This window comes from Thermus amyloliquefaciens (assembly GCF_000744885.1).
GTDB lineage: Bacteria > Deinococcota > Deinococci > Deinococcales > Thermaceae > Thermus > Thermus amyloliquefaciens.
The window spans coordinates 1606257-1629442 of the sequence record NZ_JQMV01000003.1; the positions used below are offsets into that span (position 1 = coordinate 1606257).

General features: G+C 67.2%; 26 protein-coding genes and 1 pseudogene. 8 read left to right on the forward strand and 19 right to left on the reverse strand.

What is annotated here, in order from left to right; translation table 11 throughout:
- Nucleotides 1-32 precede the first annotated feature (32 nt).
- The 3 genes from BS74_RS08585 to nth are packed head-to-tail and all read right to left on the reverse strand — an operon-like array spanning nucleotide 33 to nucleotide 3141.
- Nucleotides 33-1247 (reverse strand): molybdopterin molybdotransferase MoeA, encoded by a 1215-nt coding sequence (locus tag BS74_RS08585; RefSeq protein ID WP_038057920.1) that lies wholly within the window; start codon nucleotides 1245-1247, stop codon nucleotides 33-35.
- Between the two features lie 29 nt (nucleotides 1248-1276).
- Nucleotides 1277-2431 (reverse strand): MFS transporter, encoded by a 1155-nt coding sequence (locus BS74_RS08590; RefSeq protein WP_245606104.1) that lies wholly within the window; start codon nucleotides 2429-2431, stop codon nucleotides 1277-1279.
- Between the two features lie 53 nt (nucleotides 2432-2484).
- Complete coding sequence (nth, locus tag BS74_RS08595) at nucleotides 2485-3141, reverse strand: endonuclease III (RefSeq protein WP_038057923.1); 657 nt, start codon at nucleotides 3139-3141, stop codon at nucleotides 2485-2487.
- A gap of 23 nt (nucleotides 3142-3164) precedes the next feature.
- On the opposite strand from nth, the gene BS74_RS08600 reads away from it, so the two are divergent.
- Nucleotides 3165-3530: an ASCH domain-containing protein gene (locus tag BS74_RS08600; protein ID WP_038057925.1), complete on the forward strand. Its 366-nt coding sequence runs from the start codon at nucleotides 3165-3167 to the stop codon at nucleotides 3528-3530.
- Here BS74_RS08600 and BS74_RS08605 read toward each other — a convergent pair.
- Nucleotides 3496-4962 (reverse strand): GNAT family N-acetyltransferase, encoded by a 1467-nt coding sequence (locus BS74_RS08605; protein ID WP_038057927.1) that lies wholly within the window; start codon nucleotides 4960-4962, stop codon nucleotides 3496-3498. The two genes, BS74_RS08600 and BS74_RS08605, sit on opposite strands and share 35 nt — an antisense overlap.
- Nucleotides 4963-5043: 81 nt before the next feature.
- On the opposite strand from BS74_RS08605, the pseudogene BS74_RS13145 reads away from it, so the two are divergent.
- Both BS74_RS13145 and BS74_RS08615 read left to right on the forward strand, forming a co-directional pair.
- Nucleotides 5044-5935 (forward strand): annotated as a pseudogene (locus tag BS74_RS13145) (transposase family protein).
- 32 nt (nucleotides 5936-5967) lie between these two features.
- A complete protein-coding gene (locus tag BS74_RS08615) occupies nucleotides 5968-6711 on the forward strand; it encodes a hypothetical protein (RefSeq protein ID WP_018111708.1) in 744 nt (247 codons plus the stop codon).
- A 2-nt stretch (nucleotides 6712-6713) separates the two neighbouring features.
- Here the strand turns inward: BS74_RS08615 and BS74_RS08620 are convergent, their stop codons facing one another.
- The 5 genes from BS74_RS08620 to proS all read right to left on the reverse strand — a co-directional run bounded on the left by BS74_RS08620 (nucleotide 6714) and on the right by proS (nucleotide 10431).
- On the reverse strand, nucleotides 6714-7445 hold the full coding sequence (locus BS74_RS08620; RefSeq protein ID WP_018111707.1) for a hypothetical protein: 732 nt from the start codon (nucleotides 7443-7445) through the stop codon (nucleotides 6714-6716).
- Nucleotides 7436-8044, reverse strand: a complete 609-nt coding sequence (locus tag BS74_RS08625) for a C39 family peptidase (protein ID WP_245563302.1) — start codon at nucleotides 8042-8044, stop codon at nucleotides 7436-7438. The genes BS74_RS08620 and BS74_RS08625 overlap by 10 nt, the downstream gene beginning before the upstream one ends.
- Nucleotides 8045-8207: 163 nt before the next feature.
- A complete protein-coding gene (locus tag BS74_RS11940) occupies nucleotides 8208-8489 on the reverse strand; it encodes a hypothetical protein (RefSeq protein WP_219228117.1) in 282 nt (93 codons plus the stop codon).
- 9 nt (nucleotides 8490-8498) lie between these two features.
- Nucleotides 8499-8873 (reverse strand): hypothetical protein, encoded by a 375-nt coding sequence (locus tag BS74_RS11945; protein ID WP_126177914.1) that lies wholly within the window; start codon nucleotides 8871-8873, stop codon nucleotides 8499-8501.
- A gap of 124 nt (nucleotides 8874-8997) precedes the next feature.
- Nucleotides 8998-10431, reverse strand: coding sequence for a proline--tRNA ligase (proS, locus tag BS74_RS08630; RefSeq protein ID WP_038057930.1), 1434 nt, complete (start codon nucleotides 10429-10431; stop codon nucleotides 8998-9000).
- 159 nt (nucleotides 10432-10590) lie between these two features.
- Here proS and BS74_RS08635 point away from each other — a divergent pair, with 159 nt between their 5' ends.
- Nucleotides 10591-11811 carry a 2,3-bisphosphoglycerate-independent phosphoglycerate mutase gene (locus BS74_RS08635; RefSeq protein ID WP_038057932.1) on the forward strand — a complete coding sequence of 407 codons (1221 nt, stop codon included), beginning with the start codon at nucleotides 10591-10593 and terminating at the stop codon, nucleotides 11809-11811.
- Between the two features lie 74 nt (nucleotides 11812-11885).
- Here the strand turns inward: BS74_RS08635 and BS74_RS08640 are convergent, their stop codons facing one another.
- The 9 genes from BS74_RS08640 to aroA all read right to left on the reverse strand — a co-directional run bounded on the left by BS74_RS08640 (nucleotide 11886) and on the right by aroA (nucleotide 17388).
- Nucleotides 11886-12863, reverse strand: coding sequence for a DHH family phosphoesterase (locus BS74_RS08640; protein ID WP_038057935.1), 978 nt, complete (start codon nucleotides 12861-12863; stop codon nucleotides 11886-11888).
- Between the two features lie 13 nt (nucleotides 12864-12876).
- Entirely contained in the window at nucleotides 12877-13074 is a 198-nt protein-coding gene (locus BS74_RS12590) for a PIN domain-containing protein (RefSeq protein WP_245606107.1), read from the reverse strand.
- A complete protein-coding gene (locus BS74_RS12595) occupies nucleotides 13058-13288 on the reverse strand; it encodes a PIN domain-containing protein (RefSeq protein ID WP_245606108.1) in 231 nt (76 codons plus the stop codon). The genes BS74_RS12590 and BS74_RS12595 overlap by 17 nt, the downstream gene beginning before the upstream one ends.
- Nucleotides 13272-13514 (reverse strand): toxin-antitoxin system HicB family antitoxin, encoded by a 243-nt coding sequence (locus BS74_RS08650; protein ID WP_038057938.1) that lies wholly within the window; start codon nucleotides 13512-13514, stop codon nucleotides 13272-13274. Before BS74_RS08650 ends, BS74_RS12595 begins: the two co-directional genes overlap by 17 nt.
- A gap of 101 nt (nucleotides 13515-13615) precedes the next feature.
- Nucleotides 13616-14320: a bifunctional dihydropteridine reductase/dihydrofolate reductase TmpR gene (gene tmpR, locus BS74_RS08655; RefSeq protein WP_038057940.1), complete on the reverse strand. Its 705-nt coding sequence runs from the start codon at nucleotides 14318-14320 to the stop codon at nucleotides 13616-13618.
- A complete protein-coding gene (locus tag BS74_RS08660; RefSeq protein WP_038057944.1) occupies nucleotides 14317-14736 on the reverse strand; it encodes an NUDIX domain-containing protein in 420 nt (139 codons plus the stop codon). The genes tmpR and BS74_RS08660 overlap by 4 nt, the downstream gene beginning before the upstream one ends.
- Complete coding sequence (locus BS74_RS08665) at nucleotides 14700-15473, reverse strand: CDP-alcohol phosphatidyltransferase family protein (RefSeq protein WP_038059090.1); 774 nt, start codon at nucleotides 15471-15473, stop codon at nucleotides 14700-14702. The genes BS74_RS08660 and BS74_RS08665 overlap by 37 nt, the downstream gene beginning before the upstream one ends.
- A gap of 2 nt (nucleotides 15474-15475) precedes the next feature.
- Entirely contained in the window at nucleotides 15476-16114 is a 639-nt protein-coding gene (cmk, locus tag BS74_RS08670; protein WP_038057954.1) for a (d)CMP kinase, read from the reverse strand.
- Nucleotides 16099-17388 carry a 3-phosphoshikimate 1-carboxyvinyltransferase gene (aroA, locus tag BS74_RS08675; protein WP_038057957.1) on the reverse strand — a complete coding sequence of 430 codons (1290 nt, stop codon included), beginning with the start codon at nucleotides 17386-17388 and terminating at the stop codon, nucleotides 16099-16101. Before aroA ends, cmk begins: the two co-directional genes overlap by 16 nt.
- 96 nt (nucleotides 17389-17484) lie before the next feature.
- Here aroA and BS74_RS08680 point away from each other — a divergent pair, with 96 nt between their 5' ends.
- Nucleotides 17485-20106, forward strand: a complete 2622-nt coding sequence (locus tag BS74_RS08680; protein WP_038059092.1) for a BTAD domain-containing putative transcriptional regulator — start codon at nucleotides 17485-17487, stop codon at nucleotides 20104-20106.
- Here the strand turns inward: BS74_RS08680 and BS74_RS08685 are convergent.
- Complete coding sequence (locus tag BS74_RS08685) at nucleotides 20087-20848, reverse strand: class I mannose-6-phosphate isomerase (RefSeq protein ID WP_038059094.1); 762 nt, start codon at nucleotides 20846-20848, stop codon at nucleotides 20087-20089. The genes BS74_RS08680 and BS74_RS08685 overlap by 20 nt on opposite strands.
- A 19-nt stretch (nucleotides 20849-20867) precedes the next feature.
- Here BS74_RS08685 and BS74_RS08690 point away from each other — a divergent pair, with 19 nt between their 5' ends.
- The 3 genes from BS74_RS08690 to BS74_RS08700 all read left to right on the forward strand — a co-directional run bounded on the left by BS74_RS08690 (nucleotide 20868) and on the right by BS74_RS08700 (nucleotide 23172).
- Nucleotides 20868-21737: an SIS domain-containing protein gene (locus BS74_RS08690; protein WP_038057961.1), complete on the forward strand. Its 870-nt coding sequence runs from the start codon at nucleotides 20868-20870 to the stop codon at nucleotides 21735-21737.
- A gap of 91 nt (nucleotides 21738-21828) precedes the next feature.
- Nucleotides 21829-22509: an endonuclease V gene (locus tag BS74_RS08695; protein WP_038057964.1), complete on the forward strand. Its 681-nt coding sequence runs from the start codon at nucleotides 21829-21831 to the stop codon at nucleotides 22507-22509.
- Nucleotides 22510-22536: 27 nt separating this feature from the next.
- Nucleotides 22537-23172 (forward strand): lysophospholipid acyltransferase family protein, encoded by a 636-nt coding sequence (locus tag BS74_RS08700; RefSeq protein WP_038057967.1) that lies wholly within the window; start codon nucleotides 22537-22539, stop codon nucleotides 23170-23172.
- The last annotated feature ends 14 nt before the right edge of the window (nucleotides 23173-23186 follow it).

Sequence of the window (23186 nt, forward strand, 5' to 3'; positions counted from 1 at the left end):
GTAAAGCCCGTAAACCTTTCAAGTTTAGTGAACTAGAGCACAAAAGTCAAGGGGATGACCTCCACCACCTCCCCCTCCGCCACGTTCTGGTCCGGAGGCACCACCACCAAGGCGTTGCCCTGGGCCATGGAGCGGAGCACCCCGCTGCTTTGGTTGCCCGTGGAGCGCACCACCAGTTCCCCCTCAAAGGAGAGCACGCCCCGGCGGAAGACCCGCTTGCCCGGGGCCCCGCGGAAGGGGGTGAGGGCCCTGGCCTTGAGGGCGCGGTAAGGGGGCTCGGTGCGCTGGAGAAGCCGGAAGAGGAAGGCCCTGCCGTAGAGGAAGAAGGTCACCATGCTGGAAACCGGGTTTCCGGGCAGGCCCAGCACGGGAAGCTCCCCCAGGCGCGCAAGGAGGAGGGGCCCCCCGGGCTGCTGCCTCACCTTCCAGAAGAGGACCTCCCCCCTCTCCTCCAGCACCTTGCGCACCACGTCGTACTCCCCCATGGACACCCCCCCGGAGGTGAGGAGGAGGTCCAAAGGCCCGGCCTCCTCCAGCCTTTTCAGGACCGCATCGGATCGGTCCTCCACCTTGCCCAAAAGGACCGGCTCCCCCCCCGCCTCCAAGACCAGGCCAAGCAGGCTATAGGCGTTGGAGTTGTAGACCCCGCCGTAGGGCAAAGGCTCCCCGGGCTCCACCACCTCATCCCCCGTGGAGAGGATCCCCACCCGGGGGCGCCGGAAGACCTTGAGGCGCGGATGGCCCATGGCCGCCGCCAGGCCCAGCCGCCCCGGGGTGAGGAGGTCCCCCCGCCGCAGGTAGACCTCCCCCTTCCGCAGGTCATCCCCCTGGGGCCGGATGTCCTTGGCGCTGGCCGGGGCCAGGAGGAGGACGTACTCCCCTTCCCGCCGGGTGTCCTCCACCCGGATGAGGGCATCCGCCCCCTCGGGGATGGGGGCGCCCGTGTACACCGCCACCGCCTCCCCTCGGCCAACCCTTCCGGCAAAGGGCCTCCCCGCCGGGGATTCCCCGATCACCCTCAGGCGCACCGGGTTTTGCGGGCTCGCCCCCAAGGTGTCCTCCTCCCGGCAGGCATAGCCATCCACAGCGGTGTCGTCCTGGTCGGGATGGTTCACCAGGGAAACCAGGTCCTCCGCCAGGACGCGGCCATAGGCCTCCTTCAGGGGTACCTCCTCCACGGGAAGCTCCCCCTTGGCCTCCTCCAAGACCAGGGCTAAGGCTTCATCCACGCTGATGCCCGTGCGCATAGGCCCAGTCTAGGGCAAAGCGCAAGGCCTCAGGAAGAACGCTCCTCATAAGCCCTCCGGAGTCCGCCAAAGGCCCAGGGCCAAAGGGCGATCCCCAGGGCGTAGAGGACCAGGGTAACGGCGAAGAGGTAGTGGAAGGCCAAAAGGCCCAACGCCTCCTGAACCACGCCAGAAAGGGCGCTCCCCAGGGCAAAAAGAAGGCTCCAAAGGGCCCCCTCCACCAGGAAGAAGCCCGGACGCTCCCCTTCCTCCAGGTAGTCCATCACCAAGGCCGCATAGACCGGCCCTGCGGCGTTCATCAGGGCCCCGCGGACGAGGAGGGCGAAGGTGACCAAGGGGAGCCAGGGGACCCAGGCCAGAATGGCCAAAAAGGGCAGGGAGAGGGCCTGGACCAGGACGATGGCCCCCAGCTTCCCCATCCGCTCCACCAGAAGGGGCTGGAGGAGCATGGCCACCCCGGTGGCCAGGGCGGAGAGGGCAAAAATAAAGCCGGTGACGCTGTAGCTGAGGCCAAACTTCTCCCGCAAGTACAGGTTCAAAAAGGGGATCACCAACCCCGCACCGAAGCCGATGATGGCCTGGGGCACGAAGAGGCGCAGCCAGAGGCCAAACCGTCCCGCAAGCCTCGGGGGCGTACCCTGGCCCTCGGGAAGCCCCAGGAGAAAGGGCAAGGCCAGGAGAAAAAAGGGAAGCCCGAAAAGGAGAACCCACCGGGCCCCCACCCATTCGGAAAGGGCACCCGCCAAAAGGGTGGAGAAAAACCCCGAGGCGGTGGTAAGGGCCGCCTGGAGGCTGAATAGGGAAACCCGCCTCTCCGCCGGCACCAGCCGGGCCAAAAGGGGGGCTCCCGCCCCTTGCACCAAGGCCCCGGCCAGGCCATACCCCGTGAGGGAAGGGAAAACCAAGAGGCCAAGCCCCAAGAACAACCCGCTCCCCACCGCCAAGGCGAGGGCCAGAAGCAGGCTTCTCCGGTAACCCAGGCGGGGGATGAGGTGGGCCAGGGGCAGGGCGAAGACCACCCCCACCAGGAGGAGAAGGGCCTGGGCCAACCCTATGGCCTGGCGCCTGAAGCCTAGGGCCTCGAGGTGGAAGTTCAGGAAGAAATAGACCAGATTGGCCCCAAAGGACCAGAGAAAGCTCCCCAAAACCAACCGGTAAGCAGGCGAAGCCAGGATGTTCCGCACCCCACTCCTTTCTCAAGGCCTGGCAAGAGGCCCCATGGCGCAAGCAAAAGAGGCTATGCCCCTTGCCGGCTTGGGCAGTGGGGGGCAAGGGCGCAGTCCCCGCACCGGGGCTTCCGGGCCAGGCACACGTACCTGCCGTGAAGGACCAGGGCGTGGTGAACAAAGACCCAGTCCTCCTTGGGGAAGAGCCTCTCCAAATCGGCCCCGATCTTCTCTGGGCTCACGGCCTGGGAGAGGCAGAGCCTCTTGGCCAGGCGGGCCACATGGGTGTCCACGGCGATCCCCGGCACCCCAAAAGCCGCCCCCAGCACCACGGTGGCCGTCTTCCACCCCACCCCGGGAAGGGCCATGAGGGCCCGCTTGTCCTTAGGCACCTCCCCCCCGTGGGCCTCCACGAGCCTCTGGGCCAGGGCCACCAGGTTCCTGGCCTTGGTTCTGTAAAGCCCGATGCGCCGGATGAAGGGCTCCACCTCCTCTGGGGTGGCCGCGGCCAGGGCCTTGGCGTCGGGGAAGCGGGCGAAGAGGGCGGGGGTGGCCTCGTTCACGCTTTTGTCCGTGGCCTGGGCGGAAAGCACCGTGGCCACCAGGAGCTGAAAGGGGTTTTGGTGCTTTAGCTCCGTTTTGGCCCCGGGATAGGCCGCCTTCAGGGCCTCGAGGATGGCCAAGGCCCGCGCCTTCTTCTCCTTTGGCCCTTCCTTAGGGCAACCCACGGGGTCTACTCTACAATGAGGGCGTGGAAAAGCCCAAGCTGGGCCTCATCGTGCGGGAGCCCTATGCCAGCCTCATCGTGGACGGAAGAAAGACCTGGGAGATCCGCAAACGCTATACCCGGCACCGGGGTCCCCTGGGGATCGTCACCGGCGGGTATCTCATCGGCCAGGCGGACCTCCTAGACGTGGAGGGCCCCTTCACCGTGGAGGAACTCCTGGCCCATCCGGAAAAGCATCTGGCGGAGGAGGCCTTTCTGCGGGCCTATGCCGGGGAAGAGCCCCTTTACGCCTGGGTTTTGCGCAACGCCTTCCGTTACGAAAAACCCCTCTTCGTACCCAAAAAGCCCGGCAGGGTCATGTTTGTGGATCTCTCCGAGGTATGGCCATAAGCCCCCCGTACCCCACGAAGACCAGGAGGTCGGGATCCAAGGAGGCGATCACCTCTTGGCGATGGGTGGCCACCACCAGGGTGACGCCCGCCTGACGCACCAGTTTCCCAAGCCCCAGGGCCACCCGCCTGGCGGTGGGCACCTCCACCTCTCCCCCATCCGGGGGCTCCCCCAGGAGGAGGCGAAGGAGGGTGGTCTTTCCCGCCCCGCTGGCCCCAGCCAAGGCGACCACGCTGCCAGGAGGGACCTCGAGGTCCGCCTCCCTAAGAATCGCCCGCTCCAACACCCGGGCCCTAACCCCGAAGGCCGCAAGGGTCTCCTGCACCTCGGGGGAAAGATCGGAAAGCTCCAGGTGGCTCCGGTAACTCTTGCGCACCCTCACCAGGCGGATGGGCCCTGAAAGCCCCTGGACCCTCCCAAACCGGGAAACGAAAAGCCTCCCCCCATGGGCCCTGGCGTAAGGATCCTCCTTCAAAAACCGCTCCAGGTAATACTCCGCCTCCTCCGTAAGGGGATAGGCCAGCACCGGCCTTCCCGAGGCGGTGTCAAAGAGGTAGCGGAAACCCGCCTTCTCAAAGAAGGGATGGTACCGGGCCATCTGGGCCACGGTGTACACCAGGTGTTTCTCCCGCCTTCCCTCGGGAACAGCCCGTTCCTTCACCCAGGCCAAGGCCAGCTCCACCAAAAGAGCCCCCAGGCCCTCCGAGCGGTAGTCGGGGTGCACCACCACCCGGGCGATGCGGCTGGCAGCGGTGCGCACCCGGTCCAAGGCGCTCTCCCATTCCCTGCCCCCCTCAAAGGTGGGATGGAACCAGTCCTCAGGAAAGATGCGCTCCCGGATGTTCCGCTCCACGCCCCCGGGAATCCTGCGGTGCATCCGGGGAATGGGGGGATCCAAACGCAAATAACCCAGGATCCTGGGCTCAAAGGGAAGCCGCTCCACAAGCTCCAAAACCAGAAAGCGGCTTGCCGGAGTGGACCCTCGGATCTCCTTAAGCCTCGCCTCCCCGCCGCAGTCGCAAAGAGGCTTGGCGTTGGCCAACAGCGTCTTGTGGCACTGGGTGCACACCCAAAGGGCCACCACCTCCTTCTCCGAGGCGTAGTGGAACTGCTCCAGCTCGGCGATGGCCTCAAAATCCCCCTCGTAGGTGGCCTCCCGCACCCTCAGGCGGTAGCGGTAGGCCTCGCCCCCCAGGGGGCTTTCCCGCACGTGCTCCAGGGTCTTGGCGAAGGGGGGCCAGAGGGGGAAGGCGCCCTCGAGGGCGTACTCGTCAAAGCCGAGGACGGGCTTCTTGAACTCGGTGCGAAGCCTCACCCTATCCCCGGGCCTCAGCCACTTGGCCACGTCCCCGGTCATGCGCAAGGTCACGCCCCCCTCCAGGAGGACCTCCCCGTACCAGCGCCAGTAGACCCTCCGCCCCAAGACGCGCATCGTGCCCCCATGGTACCCCACTTAATGCCTTCGTGTGCTACTTGACCTAGACCCTCGGGGTGTGAAAAAAGAGGGGGTGCCATGCGGCAAGATCGTGAGCACCCCCAGAACGTAGCCTTTGGCTGACCTACTATCTTGACGCAGAGACCCTTCTGGTGGCTACCTACATCTGGGTAGATGACGAACTGAAGGCCCTGCAGGCCCAAGGCTTCAAGCTCCCCCCAAAGCAAAAGCACCAGAAAGCCACCCTGGCCGAGCTCCTGACCCTCGCCATCTTTTTGCTCCTCCAGGGCCAGGACCTCGCCAAAGGCTACCTGGCCGCCAAGACCACCCTCAAGGCCTACTTCCCCTCCCTCCCCCACCCCAAGATGTTCTCCTTCGGGGAAGCAGCTCTCGCTTCTACCGGGTCCTTCAGAAGGCCCAGGGGCTGTTGGCTCACCTGGCCATGAGGCTCTCCGGGGGAAAAGGCCTCCTGCAGGTGGTGGACCTTAAACCCATCCCCCTGGCTCACGGCCACCGGATTCACGGCCTCTCTCTTCCTGAGGCCGCCGTGGGGGTGGGACCCCTGGGGGCTTTCGCGGGCTACGTTCTCATGCCGGTGATGAACGAGCGGGGCCTCTTTTTTCGTTGGGCCATTCTCCCCGGCAACGCCCGGGAGACCTGGGGGAGGGACCTGCTGGACGGTCTGCCCGCGGTCTTGGGGGACCGGGGCTTCCGCTGGGTCCAGGGGGTCAAGACCCCGCCCTATCGGGTCAGGGGAGGGAAGGTGGTGGAGACGGGGTGGAGAGAGTGGATGGGGAGGGTCAGGAACTGGATAGAGACCCGCTTCAGCGTGATGGTCCGGTCTTTGGGGCTTCATCGGATAGAAGCGCGGTCCTACTGGGGTCTGGTGGCCCGGGTGAACCTCATCCTGCTCGTTCACAACCTCATCCGTAGCCGGGTGCTCCTGAAGATGGCCGGGGTGGAGCTATGAGGTAGCACACGAAGGAATGTTAAGCTCATACCATGAAACGATCCCTTGCCCTGATTCTGGCCTTGTTCAGCCCGTTGGCCCTCACCCAGTCCCCCAAGGAAGCGGTGGAATCCGCCCTCAAGGCCGCCTTCGGCGACTGGAGGGGCAAGACCTACCAGGGCCTGGACCGGGTAGTCTACTTCACCCCCGAGGGCCAGGAAACGCAGGTCTTGCGGATCCGGACCTACCTTGACCTCGGCGGTTGCCGCCTTCGCCTGGAGATCGCCCCCGAGGGCGAGAAGGCGCCCGCCACCCTGGTCTACACCCGGGAGCGCCAGTTCCTCCGCCTCCCGGACGGCAGGGAAACCCCCCTGGACGACCGCCTCTTCCTGGAGCTCATCTTCGCCTGGCAGACAGGCTTCACCGGGGCCGCCTTCGGTTATGACGAGGTGGCTTCCCTGGGGAAAGTGACCCTCCCCGATGGCAGCGAGGCGGAGGCCTACCGGGTGGCGCGCCGGTCCCACGCCTGTCTCCCCAAGGGAGTGCTGGAGGCTAAACCCTACGAGGGAGAGGTCTACGTACAGGAAGGGAAGGTGGTGGGGGAGGGGCACTTCTCCCCCGTGCTCGGGATGGAGACCCTGACCCTCTACCGGGACCTTCGGAAGGAGGGGAGCGCGGGCTATCCCGTGAGGTCGGAGGGCTACCTCCGGACGGGGGACCGGTGGGTCCTCTTCTCCCGGGGAGAAACCCTGGAAGCCCAGGTGAGCCTCCCCCTGGAGGAAGCCCTATTCCGCTGAGGCTAGAGGGGGCCCGTGAGTTCCAGGCCTAGGGCAAAGCCCCCGTCGCCGTACCTTACCCGCACCCCCACCTCTCCCTTCCCTTCGGGGTCCAGGGCGTACCCCGCCCGCAGGAGGAGGGCTCCCCCGGGGGGCTCCAGCCCCAGAGGCAGGGAGAGGGAGGTCCCAAGCCCTAGGCTCCACACCTCGTTGGCCACCAGGGATAAGCCCAAGCCCAGCCCCAGGAGAGGCACACCGCCCCGGGGGTAGGAGACCCCCAGGGCCCAGGTGGCCACCACCGGATCCCTGAGGAGGCTCCCACTGGCCTCCCCTTCCAGGGCCCAGGGGTACCCCAGCCCCAGGCGCACCCGGGGGCGGCCCCAGAGGTCGGGAAACCGGTAGGCCAGCCCCACCCCAAGGGAAGGCCTGCCCTCCCCTCGCCAGAGGACTTCCCCTGCCTCCCCGTAGTCCCGCCTCTCCCCAAAGAGGGTGTAGCCGCCCCCCAGCCTGCCCTCCAGGAAGAGGTCTGGAGCCACCCGGTAGCTGAGACCCAAGGACAGGCTCAATCCGTGCCCCACCCGCAGGAAAGCGTAGGGACCCCGTTCGTCCGCCCCCACCCCTTGGAGGGCAGAGGGGGCGTAGGAGAGGGTGAGGCGGTAGCCCAGGGGGGGCTCCTCCGCCGGGCGCAAGGGGTCCACCTGGGCCAGGGCCCAGGCGGCGAAGGCCAGGAAGAGGGGCAGAAGCCTCAAGGCCACCTCCCCCCGAGGGCCTCCAGCCGGCGAAGCCGGGAAAGCGCCCAGGAGAGCTCCGCCTCCTGGTTGGCCCTTACCCGCCCCATCTGGGCCGCCGACCGGGGAAGGGCCAGCAGGATGACCCCGGAGAAGCCCTTCTCCGTCACTAGGGCCTCTATGGGTACGATGCGCCGGCCCCACGAGGAGTCGGCGAGGAGCACCTGGGCAGGGCCGCCCCCGGGCGGGTCCACGAGACCCGCGATCACCAGGAAGTGGAGCTGGGGCTTGGTGACGTGACCGATGACCGGAAGCCCGCCCCAGCGGAAGTAGTCAGCGAGCTGCTCCAGGTTCACCCTGTAGGCCCTCACCTCGTACCCCCGCCCCTCCAGGTACCGCTTCAGGGAAAGGGCGGTAAGCCCCTCCCGCGGGTCCTTCCCCGAGGCCTCCGTCTCACGCACGGCCACCTTTAGGACCTCGCCTTCCGTGGCCGGGTCGTCATAGTAGTGGGTGAGCAGCGTGGCCACCGCCGCCGCGCCGCAGGTGTACCAGTCCGTCTGGCCGACGACGTGGGTGTAGCGAAGGGTGCGATAAGAAGACAGGGCACTTGCTTCGGCAAAAAACACCCAGAAGAGAAGTGGGAGGATGAGATGCAATATAGGAGCCGCGGGGACACAAGCCATCTTTTGACTTACGCCTTCCTGTGTTACCTCTTAGCTCCACCCTAGCCATCCTGAGTAGAACCAGCCTGGTGTTCGATCTGACAAGAAAATCATCAAAGGCTAAGGCTCAGTATCCGCGGGAGTAGAAAAGAACAACAAGAAATGATAAACCCACAACAATTAAGGCGACCAAGGAAAGAACGCCCAAAGCACGCCATTCGCCAACCTTTTTCACCCAAGAGAGTGTGGCATGATACAGGAAACTGAAGAAAAAGGCCTGCAACAGTAGCCCAGGAGCTTCTCTAGCCTCTACTCTTTTGTCGAGCACCAACGTAAACAGGTTAATGAGTCCAAAGAAAGCTAAAGCCACAAGAAGAAAGGATTGCCAAGGCCTAAGTTTCCACATCATCGCCATACCTCACCAAGGCGAAGTTAAGAGTCCAAACACAAATCCATAAACAAAACCTTTACCAACGTTCGCCGCAAAGTCACGAGCATTCGCATCGCAACGCCCGGTATTGCAACCTATGGCTGCATCTACCGTATACGCTAAAGCAGCACTAATCGCCCCTGAAAGACCACCAATAACCCCCGCGATAACTCCCTCTCCCTCGTAAAGAGCTAGCTCCTCATCCGAAAAAAGCGAAGGAGATTCAAGCAAGGAAGTAGCCCACTCAACTGTTTGAACTTCACCCCGTACTCCCAGGGCCAGGATGTGCCCCTGCGCCCTAGCGCCCAACGGGGCATAGGCCAAAAGCCCAAAGGCCATCAGCACCAAGAGGAATTTGCGCATGGCTCAACCCCCTCAAGGGTGAGGTTACCACGCCCCCCCCTTCCTGTCAGGAAGCTTTCAAGAAGGCGCAATCCCCCACCCCGCCCGTCCGGGACTGGCGAGAGGGGAGAAGGCGCCGAGAAGCTTAGTACGCCTTGGCGAAGACCACCCGCTTGCCGTAGGCGGAAGGCCGGCCGCAGCGCACGCAGAAGCCCTCCTCTGGCTCCCCCTCAAAGGGCACGCAGCGGGTGGTGGCGGTGGTCTCCTCCTGGATGGCCTTTTCGCAGGCCCGGTCCCCGCAGTGGAAGGCCAGGGCGAACCCCTCCCCCACCGCCTCCTTGAAGGCCTCGTAGGTGTCCACCTTGCGGGTGTGGGCCTCCCGGAAATCCAGGGCCCGCTGGTAAAGGGCCTGGTGGAAGGCATCCAGCTTCCCGGGCAGCGCCACGGGGAAGGCGTCCAGGGCCAGGCGCTCCTTTCCCCCTAGGCGGCTTGCGAGCACGGCCTCGCCCGCCTCGAGGTCCTTGGGGCCAAGCTCAATGCGGAAGGGCACCCCCTTGAGCTCCCACTCGTGGAACTTGTAGCCCGGGGTGTACTGGTCCCGGTCGTCCAAATGGACGCGGAGGCCCGCCTGGAGAAGGCGCCTTTTCAGGTCAAAGGCTGCCTCCAAAACCCTCTCCCGGCTTTCCTCCCGGTAGATGGGCACGATCACCACCTGGATGGGGGCCAGGCGGGGGGGCAGGATGAGGCCCTGGTCGTCCCCGTGGGTCATGACGATGGCCCCGATGAAGCGCCAGGAAAGCCCCCAGCTGGTGGTGTGCACGTACTTCACCTGGAGGTCCTTGTCCTGGAACTTGATGTCAAAGGCCCGGGCGAAGTTCTCCCCCAGGTAGTGGCTGGTGCCCGACTGCAGGGCCCTGCCGTCCCGCATCAGGGCCTCAATGGTGGTGGTGTAGACGGCCCCGGCGAACTTCTCCTTCTCCGTCTTCATCCCCTCCACCACGGGGATGGCCGCGTACTCCCGGGCCAGCTTGGCGTAGATGCCAAGCATCCGGCGCACCTCCTCCTCCGCCTCCTCCCGGGTGGCGTGGGCGGTGTGCCCCTCCTGCCAGAGGAACTCGCTGGTGCGCAGGAAAGGCCGGGTGCGAAGCTCCCAGCGCACCACGTTCCCCCACTGGTTCAGGAGCTGGGGCAGGTCCCGGTAGCTCTTGATCCACTTGGACCACATGTACCCGATCACCGTTTCCGAGGTGGGGCGCACCGCCAAGGGCTCCTCCAGCTCCTCGCCCCCGGCGTGGGTGACCACGGCCAGCTCCGGGGAAAAGCCCTCCACGTGCTCCGCCTCCTTCTTCAGGAAGCTCATGGGGATGAAGAGGGGGAAGTAGGCGTTTTGGTGGCCGGTCTCCTTGAACATCCGGTCCAAAACCCCCTGGATGTTTTCCCAAAGGGCGTAGCCGTAAGGCCGCACCACGATGGTGCCCCGCACGGGCCCGTAGTCGGCGAGCTCCGCCTTCTGGATGACCTCGAGGTACCACTCGCTGAAGTCCTGGCTCTGCGGCGTTAGGCCCTTCTCCTTCGCCATACCCGCCCATCATACTTGCAGGAAGGGCCTTCGGGGGTAAAATCGGAAGGCATCAACCCGGAGGTGGTTATGCGGAAGATTGGGTACGCCCTATTGGCTGCGCTGGCCCTGGGACTTTTCGCAGAGGAACCGGGGGCCTTTTGCCCATAAAATGGCGGCATGGACCTTTTTGCCGTCATCAAAGAGCTTCAGCAAAAGGCCGAAAGCAAAATCCTCCTGGTGGTCCTGGATGGCGTAGGGGGCCTCCCCCTGGAGCCCGGGGGGCCCACGGAGCTGGAGGCCGCCAGGACCCCCAACCTAGACCGGCTGGCGGCGGAGAGCGCCCTGGGCCTCCTCACCCCCGTCTACCCCGGCCTCGCCCCCGGAAGCGGCCCCGGCCACCTGGCCCTCTTCGGCTACGACCCCTTCCGCTACCTGGTGGGCCGGGGGGCCCTGAGCGCCCTGGGCCTGGGCGTGGACTTCCGGGATGGGGACGTGGCCCTTAGGGGAAACTTCGCCACCTTGAGCCCGGAAGGCCTGGTCTTGGACCGCCGGGCGGGCCGGCCCAGCACCGAGGAAAACCGGCGGGTGGTGGCCCGGCTCCAGGAGGCCATCCCCCGCATAGAGGACGTGGAGGTGCGTTTCCATACGGAAAGCGAGCACCGCTTCCTGGTGGTCCTCCGGGGTGAGGGGCTGGGGGACGGGGTGACGGACACCGACCCCCAGAAGCCGGGCCTGCCCCCCCTGAAGGCCCAGGCCCTAGACCCGGCCTCGGCCAAGACCGCCCGGGTGGTGAACGAGCTCTCGGAGCGCATCCGCGAAGCCCTGCGGGATGAGCCCAAGCTGAACGGGGCCCTCTTCCGCGGGGCCTCCCGCAAGCCCGCCTTCCCCAAGATGGAAGGGGTCTACGGGTTAAAGGCGGCGGCCATCGCCAGCTACCCCATGTACAAGGGCCTGGCCAGCCTGGTGGGGATGGAGGTCCTGCCGGTGGAGGGGGAAGGGGACGCCCACGAGGGAAAACTAAAGGCCCTGCGGGAACACTGGGAGCGGTACGACTTCTTCTACCTCCACTTCAAGAAGACCGACGCCAAGGGGGAGGACGGGGACTTCCTTGGCAAGGTGGGGGAGATTGAGCGCTTTGACGCCCTTCTTCCGGAGATCCTGGCCCTGGGCCCCGACGTCCTGGCCATCACCGGGGACCATTCCACCCCCGCCCTCCTCAAGGCCCACTCCTGGCACCCCGTGCCCCTCCTCCTCAAGGCCCCCTACCTGCGAGGGGATGCCGCCCAACGCTTCACGGAAAGCGAGGCCGCCAAGGGAAGCCTGGGGCACCTGAGGGGGGTGGAGCTCATGCCCCTCCTCCTGGCCCACGCGGGGAGGCTCTTGAAGTACGGGGCTTGAAAAGACGGCACCGCCTCCGGGTGGAGGCGTCCGGAACCCCTGGGGGGCAATGCCCCCCGTTTTTCGGCAACCCCCTAGAGGTAGCCCGCCCGCTTGAGCTCCTCCGCCACCGCCTCGAGGACCAGCTCGTAGGCCCGGTCCAGGTCCACCCCCTTCAGGGTGGCCCCCGCGGCGGGCACATGCCCCCCTCCCCCAAGCCTTAAGGCGATGTTTTGGGCGGAAACCCCGCCCCGGGAGCGGATGGAGACCTTCACCCCCTCCTCCCGCCTGCGCAGGAACACGGAAACCACGCTTCCCTCCACGTAGCGGATGAGGCCCACGAAGTCGTCGGAGTCCTCCTCTTCCCGCTTAGCCTCCTCGGGGAGGTGGGCGGTGACGAGAAGCCCGCCGAAGTGGAAGGCCACGGTGGAAAGCACCTGCCCCATGAGGCGGAAGTAGGAGGGGGGGCGGAACTGGAGGCGGTCGGTGAGCTCGGCGAGCTTCACCCCGTAGCCCAAAAGCTCCGCCGCCACCCTAAGCACCTCGGGGCTGGTGTTGGCGAAGCGGAAGTTGCCGGTGTCCGTGACGATGCCCGTGAGCACGGGGGTGGCGATCTCCGCCGTCCAGGCCACCCCCAGGAGGTCGATGAGGTCCTTCACCATCTGGGCGGTGGCCGCCTTGGAGGGGTCCACCACGGCGATGTGGCCAAAGCGGGGGTTGGTGCCGTGGTGGTCAATGTTGATGACAAACCCCTCCACCGGCACCCCCACCACCCGGGAAGGCTCGGCGCTGTCCAGGGCCACCAGGGTAGCCCCCACGGGAAGCTTTTCCACGGGGTCCGAGTACTCCTCCTCCTTGGGCAAAAAGCGCAGGAAGCGGGGAGGCTCGGCCACCCAGTAGGCCTCCTTGCCCAGGGCCTTCAGGGCCCGGTACAGGCCCAGGGAGCTACCGATGGCGTCCCCATCGGGGTCCACGTGGGTGGCGATGTAGATGGGGCCCTCCACCGTCTTCAGCACCTCGGCCACCAGGCGCATCTTCTCCCAGTACTTGGGGTCGGGGGCGTTTGCGTCCATAGGCTATAACCTATCACGCAAAGGGGTTTCTCACCTCGAGGCCCCCATAGGCCCCAGGGTGGAGGTCCTCGCTCCACACCACCCGGGCCTTCAGGGCCCGGGCGCTTTGCAGGATGAGGGCATCCCAGAAGGAGATCCGGTGGCGCTCTGCCAAGTGGGTGGCCTTAAGGATGTCCCCCACGTGCACCCAAGCCTTACCGAGGTCGGTCAAGACCTGGCGGGCCACCTCCGGGGAAAGGGGGGGCTTGGAGCTTCCGGGTGGTGACCACGTAAAACTCCTGAAGCACTTGAAGGGATAACGCCAAGCGCCTTTCCACCATAAGGCGCTCCAGAAGCGCCACGGCTCGCTCCCGTTTGGCCGGGGAGGAACGGTCGTAGGCGTAGACCAAAACGTGGGTATCCACAAACTCAGGGGGCTCTATCATGGACCTCCTCCCGGGAGGGCAAGGGCACACCCCCGGTATCCAGGATCCCCTGACGCATCCAGGAGAGTTGCCGGCTAAAGGCCTCTTCCAGGCCCTCCTCCCGCTCCACCTCCTTCTCCAAAAGCTCCGCTACCCAGGCGTTTAGGCTCAAGCCCCGCTTGAGGGCCAAGGCCCGGGCCCGGCGCACCAGCTCTGGGGAAAGCCTTAGGGTGAGGTTCCGGCCCATGGCCTCATGGTTAGCACAACATGATGTGCAAAAGGCAGGTTAGGCCGGAAGAGGGGTTCTTCAGGGTTCCCTTCCCCGGCCTTTGCTGGGTTGGGGTAGCCCTAGAGGTTCCACCCCCCCGCCACCTCCAGGACCTGCCCGGTGAGGTAGGGCTCCCGCACGAAAAAGAGCACCGCCCGGGCGATCTCCTCCAGGAGGGCCAGCCGGGCCATGGGGATCTCCTGGAGGGGCTTGGATATGGAGTTCTCCGCCACCCCCGGGGCCACCACGTTGGCGGTGATCCCTGCCCCCGCGAAGCGCTTGGCGATGGCCTTGGTGTAGAGGATCACCCCCGTCTTGGCGATGGCGTAGGGGGTGATGTGGGGCCGGGCCAGGAGGTTCCCCGCCCCGGCATAGCCCAGGTTCACGATGCGCCCGTACCCTTGGGCCACCATGAGGGGAAGCACCTTCTGGGTGAGGAGGAAGGTGCTGGTGAGGTTGGAGTCCAGGATCCAGCGCCACTCCTCCAAGGAGACCTCCTCTATGGGCTTGTAGAGGTAGTCCCCCACGTTGTTCACCAAAACGCCAACCCCCCCCAGGTGGTAGCCCACCTCCTCCACCAAGGAGGCCACCTCCTCCTCCCGGGTGAGGTCGGCCCGCACCTTGATGGCCTTCACCCCAAGGGCCTCGGCCTCCTGGCGGGTGGCCTCCGCCAGCCCTTCGGAGGTGCGGTAGTGCACCGCCACATGGAAGCCCTCCCTGGCCAGGGCCAGGAGGATGGCCCGGCCGATGCCCTTGGCGCTCCCCGTAACCAAGGCGGTCCTCATCCCTCCCCCTTTATCCCCAGGTAGGCCCTAAGCAGGGCCCGGGTGAAGCTGTTCACCGGATAGGCCAAGGCCTCCTCCGGAGGCAACCAGGCCCACTCCAGAATCTCCTCACCGGGCCGCACCTCCCCTTCCCCTAGGGCGAAGTAGTTAAAGAGGAGCATGTGGGTGGGCTTGTGAAACTCCGGGCTAAAGATGGCCTCCTGCACCAGGGCGAAGCGCACCTCCTTGAGGGCAAGCCCCACCTCCTCCCAGAACTCCCGCCTTAAGGCCCCCTCGAGGCTCTCCCCCCATTCCACCTTTCCCCCGGGAACCCCCCATGCGCCCCGCCACTTATCGGTGCGCACCAGGAGCACCCGGCCCTCTTGCTCCACCAGGGCCCCTACCGTGGGGATGGGATAGCGCGGATGATCCTCCATACGTACCAAAGGCCAAGATACAGGCCATGGAGGAGGACGAAGGTGAGGTAGGCCCCAGGCTGATGGAAGAGGAGGAAGACCCCCAGGAAGAAGAGCTGGGTGGAAAGCCCCAGGTTCACCACCCCGGCCACGGCGGCCTCGTCCCAGAAGCGCTGGGGGTCCAGGCGCAGGCGGGCCTGGAGGCGGCGCTCCCAGGCGGTGATCCCCCAATCCTGAGGCCAGAAGAAGAGGCGGTAGACCCCCCGTAAGAGGCGGAGCAGCGGCCCCTCGGGGTCGCGCCGCTCCGCCCCCAGGGGTAGCCCCCGGGCCTCCTTATAAAGCCTTTCCAGGTTGAAGTCGTAGGACTGGACCAGGGTAAAGACCAAAAAGGCCAAAAGGGCCAAGCCCCAGGTCCCCGTGCGCGCCCCCAGGGCCAGGAAAAGGGCAAGGTTCCCCAAGAGGTCCAGCTCCGTGTCCAGGTAGCGGCCCATCTCGGAAACCTCCCCCCGCAGGCGGGCCAGCTGCCCGTCGGCGTTGTCCAAAACGGTCTTGAGCTGGAGGAGAAGGGCGGCGAAAAGGTCTTGGCCCAGGAGGAGAAGCCCGGCGGCGAGGAGGACCAAACCGGTGTGGAAGAGGACCAGGTGGTGGGGGCGGATGGGGGTGCGGAAAAGGAGGAGAACCACCAGATGGGCCAAGGGGCGGTAGAGGAGCAGGTTCAGGAACTCCTGGACAGGCCGCTCCTTGGCTCCCGGCACCATGGTCAATCCTGAAGGTGGGAGAGCACCCGGGCCACCACCTCCTCGAGGGCCATCCCGCTGGTATCGATCACGATGGCCTCGGGAGCGGGGGCGCTTTGGGCCCGGTCCAGCTCGTCCCGCCGGATCAGCTCCCGGAGCACCTCCCCGTAATCCTGGGGGCGCTCCAGGGTACGCCTTCTGGCCCGCACCTCCGGGCTGGCGGTGAGGTAGAACTTGTGGGGCGCCTCCGGAAAGACCGCCGTCCCCATGTCCCGCCCCTCGGCCACGAAGGGCGGGGGCACCTCCTTAAGCCGAGCGTTCACCCAAGCGCGCACCCCGGGATGGCGGGCCACCAGGGAAACCACCCGGTCCACCTCCGGCGTGTGGAGGTGAGGGGTCAGGTCCTCCTGCCCCGAAGCCCCCTCCGCCACCACCCGGTTCCCCTCCGGCTTGGGCAGGAGGCGCACGCGAAAGGTTTCCAAAAGGGCCAAAAGCCCCTTTTCGTCCCCCGGGTCCACCCCCGCCCGGAGGGCCAAAAGGGCCGCCGCCCGGTAGAGGAGGCCGCTACTGAGGTAGGGCACCCCCAGGGCCAGGGCCACCCGCCGGGCCACGGAGCTCTTCCCCGAGGCCGAGGGCCCGTCGATGGTCACGATGCCGCGCATAGCCCCTTCAGGTCTTGGAAGAAGCCGGGGTAGGAGATCTCCGCCCACTCCGGCTCCCACACCCTGACCCCCACGGGAAGGCCCGCCACGGCAAAGGCCATGGCGATGCGGTGGTCGTGGAAGGGCTCCACCTCCCCTGGGCGCACCCCACCGCCTTCAATGCGGAGCCAGTCCGGCCCCTCCTCCACCGCCACCCCCAGGGCCCGGAGGTTGTGGGCAATGGCCCTCACCCGGTCCGACTCCTTCACCCGGAGCTCGGCGAGGCCCGGGATATAGGTCTCCCCTTCCGCCCAAGCGGCCGCGGCGGCCAAGGCGGGCACCTCGTCCACCATGAGGGGGATGAGGCCGGGGTCCACGGAAACCCCCTTGAGGGGGCTGTACCGCGCCCGTATCCAGCCCACGGGCTCCCCCTCTTCTCCCTCCAGCACCCGCCATTCCAAATCCGCCCCCATCCCCTGAAGCACCGTGAGGAGGCCGGTGCGGGTGGGGTTTAGGCCCACGCCCTCCACCACCACCTCGGAGCCCGGGGTGACCAAAGCCGCCACCAGGAAGAAGGCCGCGGAGGAGAAGTCCCCGGGCACGGTGAGGTCGCGGGCGGGGAAGGGCCCGGTCTTCCAGGTGCGGATGCGGCCTTCCTCCACGGCCAAGGGCAGGCCGAAGTGGCGGAAAAGCCTTTCCGTGTGGTCCCGGGTGGGCACGGGCTCCACCACCTCCGTGACCCCTTCGGCGAAAAGCCCGGCCAGGAGAAGGGCGCTTTTCACCTGGGCGCTGGGCACGGGAAGGGTGTAGGCAATCCCCTGCAACCTCCCACCCCGCACCGCCAAGGGAGCCCTCCTCCCCCCATCCCTTCCGTCTATGACGGCCCCCATGGCCCGGAGGGGCTCCGCCACCCGGCCCATGGGGCGGCGCCTCAGGGAAGCGTCCCCGGTGAGCACGGCAAAAAGCCCCTCCTGCCCCGCCAGGATGCCCAGGAGGAGGCGCATGAGGGTTCCCGCGTTGCCGCAGTCCAGCACGTCCTCGGGTTCCCTCAGGCGTAGCCCCTGGCCCCGCACCCGGAAGTGGGGGCCCTCCTCGAGGATCTCCGCCCCCAAGGCCCTCAGAACCCGGGCGGTGGAAAGGGTGTCCCCGGCCTTGAGGGGATGGTAAAGCCTGCCCTCCCCCTGGCTCAGGGCCAGGAGCATGAGCCCCCGGTGGGTCACGGACTTGTCCCCCGGCACCCGCAAGGCGCCCCGCAGGGGGCCGCAGGGGGATAGGTCCAGGAAGGTGCGGTCCATGGTCCCTAGTCTCCTTGGCCCTAAAGGCTTTGGTCAAGGGCAATGCCCATATCTTGCCACGCCCCCATGCCCCGGCCCTTAAAATGGGAGCGAAGCATGGCCCTGGCCTGGCAAAGCCCGGTTTACCTGGAGAGGCGGCGGCTTTTGGACCTCTTGCCCGAGGCACCGGGCTTCGCGGTGTACCTCGAGGCCCCCGCGGGCTTCGGCAAAAGCGTCCTGGCGGGGCAGCTGGCCAGCCGGCTCCACCTTCGCACCCTCTGGGCCAGCGCCCTCCTGGGCGAGCCCAAAGAGCTTCTGGCCAAGGCCCTAGGCCTCCCCGAGGGGGTGCCCTGGGGAGCGGTGGTGGAGGCCCTCAAGGAGGAGCCCAGCCTGGTGGTCCTGGAAGACCTCTCGGGCCAGGAGGATCTTTCCCCCCTCCTGAGAACCCTTCCCGCCCTGGTGGTCCTGGCAAGCCGCAACCCCCTGCCCTATGTGGAGATCCCCAAGCTCCTGGCCGAGGGCCGGCTGGTGCACCTGAAGGCGGTGGATCTGGCCTTTACCCTCGAGGAGGCCAGGCTCCTCTTCGCCGGCAGGGAGGGGTATGAGGAGGCCCACCGGGCCACGGGGGGCTGGCCCTTGCCCCTTTTCCTCTCCGCCTTCACGGGAAGCCCCCCCGAGCCCTGGGCCCTTATCCAGGGGCTTAGGGAGAGCCTCTCCCCGGAGGAGTTCCAAGAGGGTCTCCTGCTGGCCGCCCTGCCCCACCTGCCCCCCTCCCACGCCCGCCCGGAAACGGCAAGCCTCTTCCACAAGGGCCTCCTAAGGCTCCTGCCCGAGGGCTACGCCCTTCACCCCCTCCTCAAGGAGATGGCCAAGCGTAGCCTGCGGCCAGAGGTGCAGGAGGCGGTTCGCCAAAACGCCTCACGCCTCCCCCCCGCCCTCCTGGCGGAGGCCTACTGGGAAGCGGGCCTGGAGGGGGAACTCCTGGACCTCCTGGAACGCCCCAGCGACCTCCCCATTCCCGCGGAAAGGCTCTTGGCGTGGCAGGACCTCCTGCGCCGCGGAGGGCCCAGGGCCCATCTGCGCCTGGGGGAGGCCCTGGCCCAGTGCGGGAGGAGGGAAGGGATACCCCTTCTGGAAGCGCTGGCGGAATCCCCGGATGAGGACCCCTCCCTGGCCCTCATCGCCTTAGGGCACCTGGCCTACTACCTCTCCGATGTCCTTTGGGAAAAAGACCTGGCCCGGGCCCGCGTTTACCTGGAAAGGGGTCTGGAACTGGTCCCAAGGGTGAGGCCGGAGCTGGCCGGCCGCTTCCTGAACGACGCGGCCCGGGTTCCCTTCGCCGAGGGCAAGCCGGAGGAGGCCGCCCATCTCCTGGAGGAAGCCCTCCGGCACCTACCCCCCGAAAGCCCTTACCGCCTCGCCCCCCTCTTCAACCTCTCCCTGCTGCGCTTCGAGCTTAGGGGAAGCCTCAGGGAAAGGATCCAGGCCCTAGAGGAGGCCGTAAGGTCCCTGGCGGAGCACATGTCCCAAAACCTCCCTGGCCACCTCAGGGACCTGGGCCGGTACCACCTGCTCCTGGGGCAAAGGGAAAAGGCCCGCGCCTACCTGGAAAGGGCCATCCAGACCCCCGGCCACCCCCTGGCCTCCCTGGAGGCCAGGATGCTCCTCGCCCACCTGGAAGGGGATGCCGAAACCCTCGCCCGCCTGGTGGCCCAGGCGGAGCTTTGGGAAGCCCCCTACCTGGTGGAAAGGGGGCGGGCCCTTCTGGCGGAGCTGAGGCGGGACCCGGGGCTGCTGGAGGGGCTCTTTGGCTTTTTCCCAAGCCTCACCCGGGCCCTCCTGCAAGGGGATCCCGGCCTCCTCCCTCCCTATCCGGAAGGCCGGGAGGAAAGGCTTCTCTGGCACGCCGCCCGCTACCGCCTCCTGCGGGAAGAGGAGGATCTAGAGGCCCTCCTCGGCCTAACGGACCTCGAGGAGGGCATCCTCCCCGGCCTCCTTCCCCTGGAAAGCCTCCCCCGCAAGCGGCCCGAGCTTTCCCAAGCCTACCCCCTCCTGGAGGTGCTGCGTCTCGGCTGGAAGGAGGCCATCGCCCTACGGCACGCCGAGATCCCCCCCTTAAGGGTTTGGGTCCTGGGTCGCTTCCAAGTGGAAACCCCCCTGGGCCCTGTGGAGCTAAGGGGCAAAGCCCAGGAGGTCTTTGCCCTCCTGCTCCTTGGCCTTCCCCGGGAGGAAGTGGCCTTCGCCCTTTGGCCGGACCTTCCCGAGGGGGCCGCCCTGAACAACCTCCACGTGTGGCTCGCCCGCCTGCGCAAGCTCCTGGAGCCTTGGGGCGTGCCCACCTACCTAGGAGAGGAGGGCCTGCAACGGGTGGAGGCGGACCTCTTGGCCCTGGAGGAAGCCCTTAGGCAGGAGGAGGCGGAGCGGGTCTTGGCCCTTTACCAGGAACCCCTCTTCCCCGGCCTGGACCACCCCCTCCTGGACCGCAAGCGGGAAGAGGTCTTCCACCGGGTGCGGGCCCTTTTCCTGAAGCGGCAGGAGCCCCACCTCCTGGAACGCCTCCTGGAGCTAGACCCCCTGGACGAGGAGGCCCTCCTGCCCCTGGTGGAGCGTTGCCTGGCCCGGGGCCAACGGGCGCGGGCGGAAAGGTTTCTGGAAGCCTACCGGAAGCGGCTTAGGGAGGAGCTGGGGGAAAGCCCTTCCCCAGAGGTGGAAGCCCTCCTCAGGCGCCTTCGGGGCTAGCCCCTAGAAGAAGCCCTTCCCCTTCCAACCGGACCTCCTCCCCCGGCTCCAGGAGGAAGGTGGCAGGGGGGGTAAGCCCTTCCCCCGAAAGCCGGGCCTCCCCCTCCAGGAGGGTGAGAAGGAGGGGAGCCGGGGCCCGAAGCCTTAGCCGCCCCTGGAGGGGGAAGCGGTAAAGGGCGAAGTAGGGGGTGCGGAGGAGGCGCTCCCCTCCCATCACGGGCTCAGGGGTCCAGGCGGGCAGGGGGGTGGGTTCGAAAAGGGCCACCGCCAGCGCCTTCTCCAGGTGGAGCTCCCGGGGGCGTCCGTAGTCGTAGAGGCGGTAGGTGAGGTCCGAGGGGGTCTGCACCTCATAGACCCGGGTCCCCGGCCCCAGGGCGTGCACCACCCCCGCAGGGAGGTAGACCACCTGGCCCGGGACCACCCGCATGCGGTTGAGGACCGCATCCAGGGTGCCCTCCTCCGCCCTCCTTCGCACCTCCTCCCGGCTCACCCGCCGGGCGAAGCCGTAAACGATCTCCCCCGGGGAAAGGACGTACCAAGCCTCGTACTTCCCGGGCTTCCCCTCCACCCTTTGGGCGTAGGGGTGGGGAGGGTGGACCTGCACGGAAAGCCAATCGGCCGGGTCCAGGAGCTTCACCAAAAGGGGGGCCTCGGCCAGCCACACCTCCCCCACCCCGGGACCGAAGCCCAGGGCGCTCCCCCCCCAGACCCTGGCCACCGGCTTAGGCTCTAGCCGCCGCATGGGGGTTAGCATAAGGGGTATGCGCGACCTGGACCGCGAGGAAACCTACCTGGCCGACCGCCGGGGCCTGGCCCTGGAACTAAGGGACCTGGTGGGCTCAGGGCCGGTGCCCACGGAGGCCTACCCCGGGCCCTACGCCGCCTTGGGTTACGGGGAGGGCTGGTTCGCAGCCCAGCTCTCGGGCCTCCCCGACTGGACGGAGGAGGGCACCCTCTTCGTGCTGGAGGGGGGCTACGACCTGGGGGAGGCGGCCGCCTTGGCCCTGGTGGCGGAGACGGAGCGGGTGCGGGTGGTGCGGCTGGGCTTCCGTGAAGGCGCCGCCTACCTGCCCCCAAGCCCCCTTGCCCCCTACCGCTACCTGCGCTTCCTCCTCCTGGCCACGGGGCAGGAGGAGGCCCTGAAGGAGGTGGACGAGGCCCTTCTCCAGGAAAGGCGGCGCCTCACGCCGGAGGTGCCCCTCGAGGAAAACCTGGCCAAGCTCCTGGCCTACACCCTCCTGGAAAGGCTTCCCCTCCTCTACGCCCCCTTCTTCCGCCCCTTGGAGGAGGCGGGGCAGAACCTCTTCGCCCGCATCGGGAAAAGCCTCTCCCTCACCCCGCCCCATAGCGCCCTGGAGTTCTTCCTCACCGGCATGGAGGCCCGGCACGAGCAGGGCGACCCCCTGGCCGCCCTCCTCCTGGGGGAAGGGGAGGCGGTAAGGCTGGCCAAGGAGATCCTGGAGTCCCGGGTGGACGCGGTGGCCGAGGTGCCCGCCCCTCCTGGAAGCCGCCTGGCCCAGGCGGTGGCCCTCTGGTACCGCCTGGCCTGGACCGCCTACTACCTGGCCCTCCTCTACGGGGTGGACCCCTCCGACCCCGAGGTGCTGGAGCGCCTCAGGGAGGCCACCTAAATACCCCGTTGTGGCTTGCGCCAAAACGGATGGTTGCCCTGCCTTTTCCCCTTGCGGTGAGGCGCGCTGGCCCCTAGGGAGGTAAGACCCGATGGAGTTTCCCCCCTTTCCCAAACCGGAAAACCTCGAGGCGGCCCTCGCCCTGCAACGGGCCTTGGCCCAGAAGGTGGTCCTCGAGGGAAGCCTGGAAGGGGTAAGGCGCATCGCTGCCCTGGACGCCTCCCATAAAAAGGGAAAGCCCCTGGTGGCGGTGGCCCTCCTTTACCACCTAAAGAAGGGCCCCCTGGCCGTGGGGCTAGGGGTGGTGCCCGAGGAGGCCCTCTTCCCTTACATCCCCGGCTTCCTCTCCTTCCGGGAGGCCCCTGCGTATCTCCAGGCCTTAAGCGCCCTTCCCGAGCCCCCCGAGGCCCTTCTGGTGGACGGCCAAGGCATCGCCCATCCCCGGGGCCTGGGCATCGCCAGCCACCTGGGGGTGCACCTGGACCTCCCCAGCATCGGCGTGGCCAAGCACCTCCTCTATGGCCGCCTCGAGGCCCCCTTGCCCCAGGAACAGGGGAGTGCGGTAAGGATCCTCTCCCCGGAAGGCCGCCCCCTGGGCTACGCCTACCGTAGCCGCCAGGGGGTAAAGCCCCTTTACATCTCCCCCGGGCACCGGGTAGGCCTGGAGGAAGCCTTGGCCTTCGTGAAGGGCCTTCCCACCCGCTTCCGCCTGCCGGAGCCCCTGCGCCTGGCCCACCTCGAGGCGGGCCGGGCCCTCCTCAGGACCCCCTGAACCGCCTAGACCCGTAAACTGGACCCCGTGGAGGCACACCGGCCAAACCCCGTCTACCGGGCCGCCTGGTACCTGGCCCGGTTTCTCCTGCACCTCCTCTTCGGCTACCGGGTGGAAGGGGCGGAGAACGTACCCCGGGAGGGCCCCGTGATCCTGGCCAGCAACCACCTCTCCATCCTGGACCCCATCGCCATCGGGGCCGGGGTAAAACGCCCCGTGAGCTTCCTGGCCCGGGCGGACGTATTCCGCCTACCCCTCCTCTCCTGGCTCCTGCCCCGGCTCTACGCCATCCCCGTGGAGCGGGGCCAAAGCGACCTTTCCGCCATCAAAGGGGCCATACGCGCCCTGGAGCGGGGCATGGCCTTCGGCATCTTCCCGGAAGGAACCCGAAGCCGCACGGGTAAACTCCAGCCCTTCAAGACCGGGGTGGCGGCCATCGCCCTGCGCACCGGAAGCCCCGTGGTGCCCGTGGCGGTGGTGGGCACCGACCAGGCCTGGCCCGTGGGGCGAAAGTTCTTCCGGTGGCGCAGGCCCATCCGGGTGATCTACGGCAAACCCATACTGGTTCCGAGGCCGCCCCGCTTTACCCACCAGGAGCTGGAAACCCTGACCCGGGAAATAGAGGCCCGGGTACGGGAACTCCTGCCACCCCAGTACCGCTAGAGCCAATGCTTCCG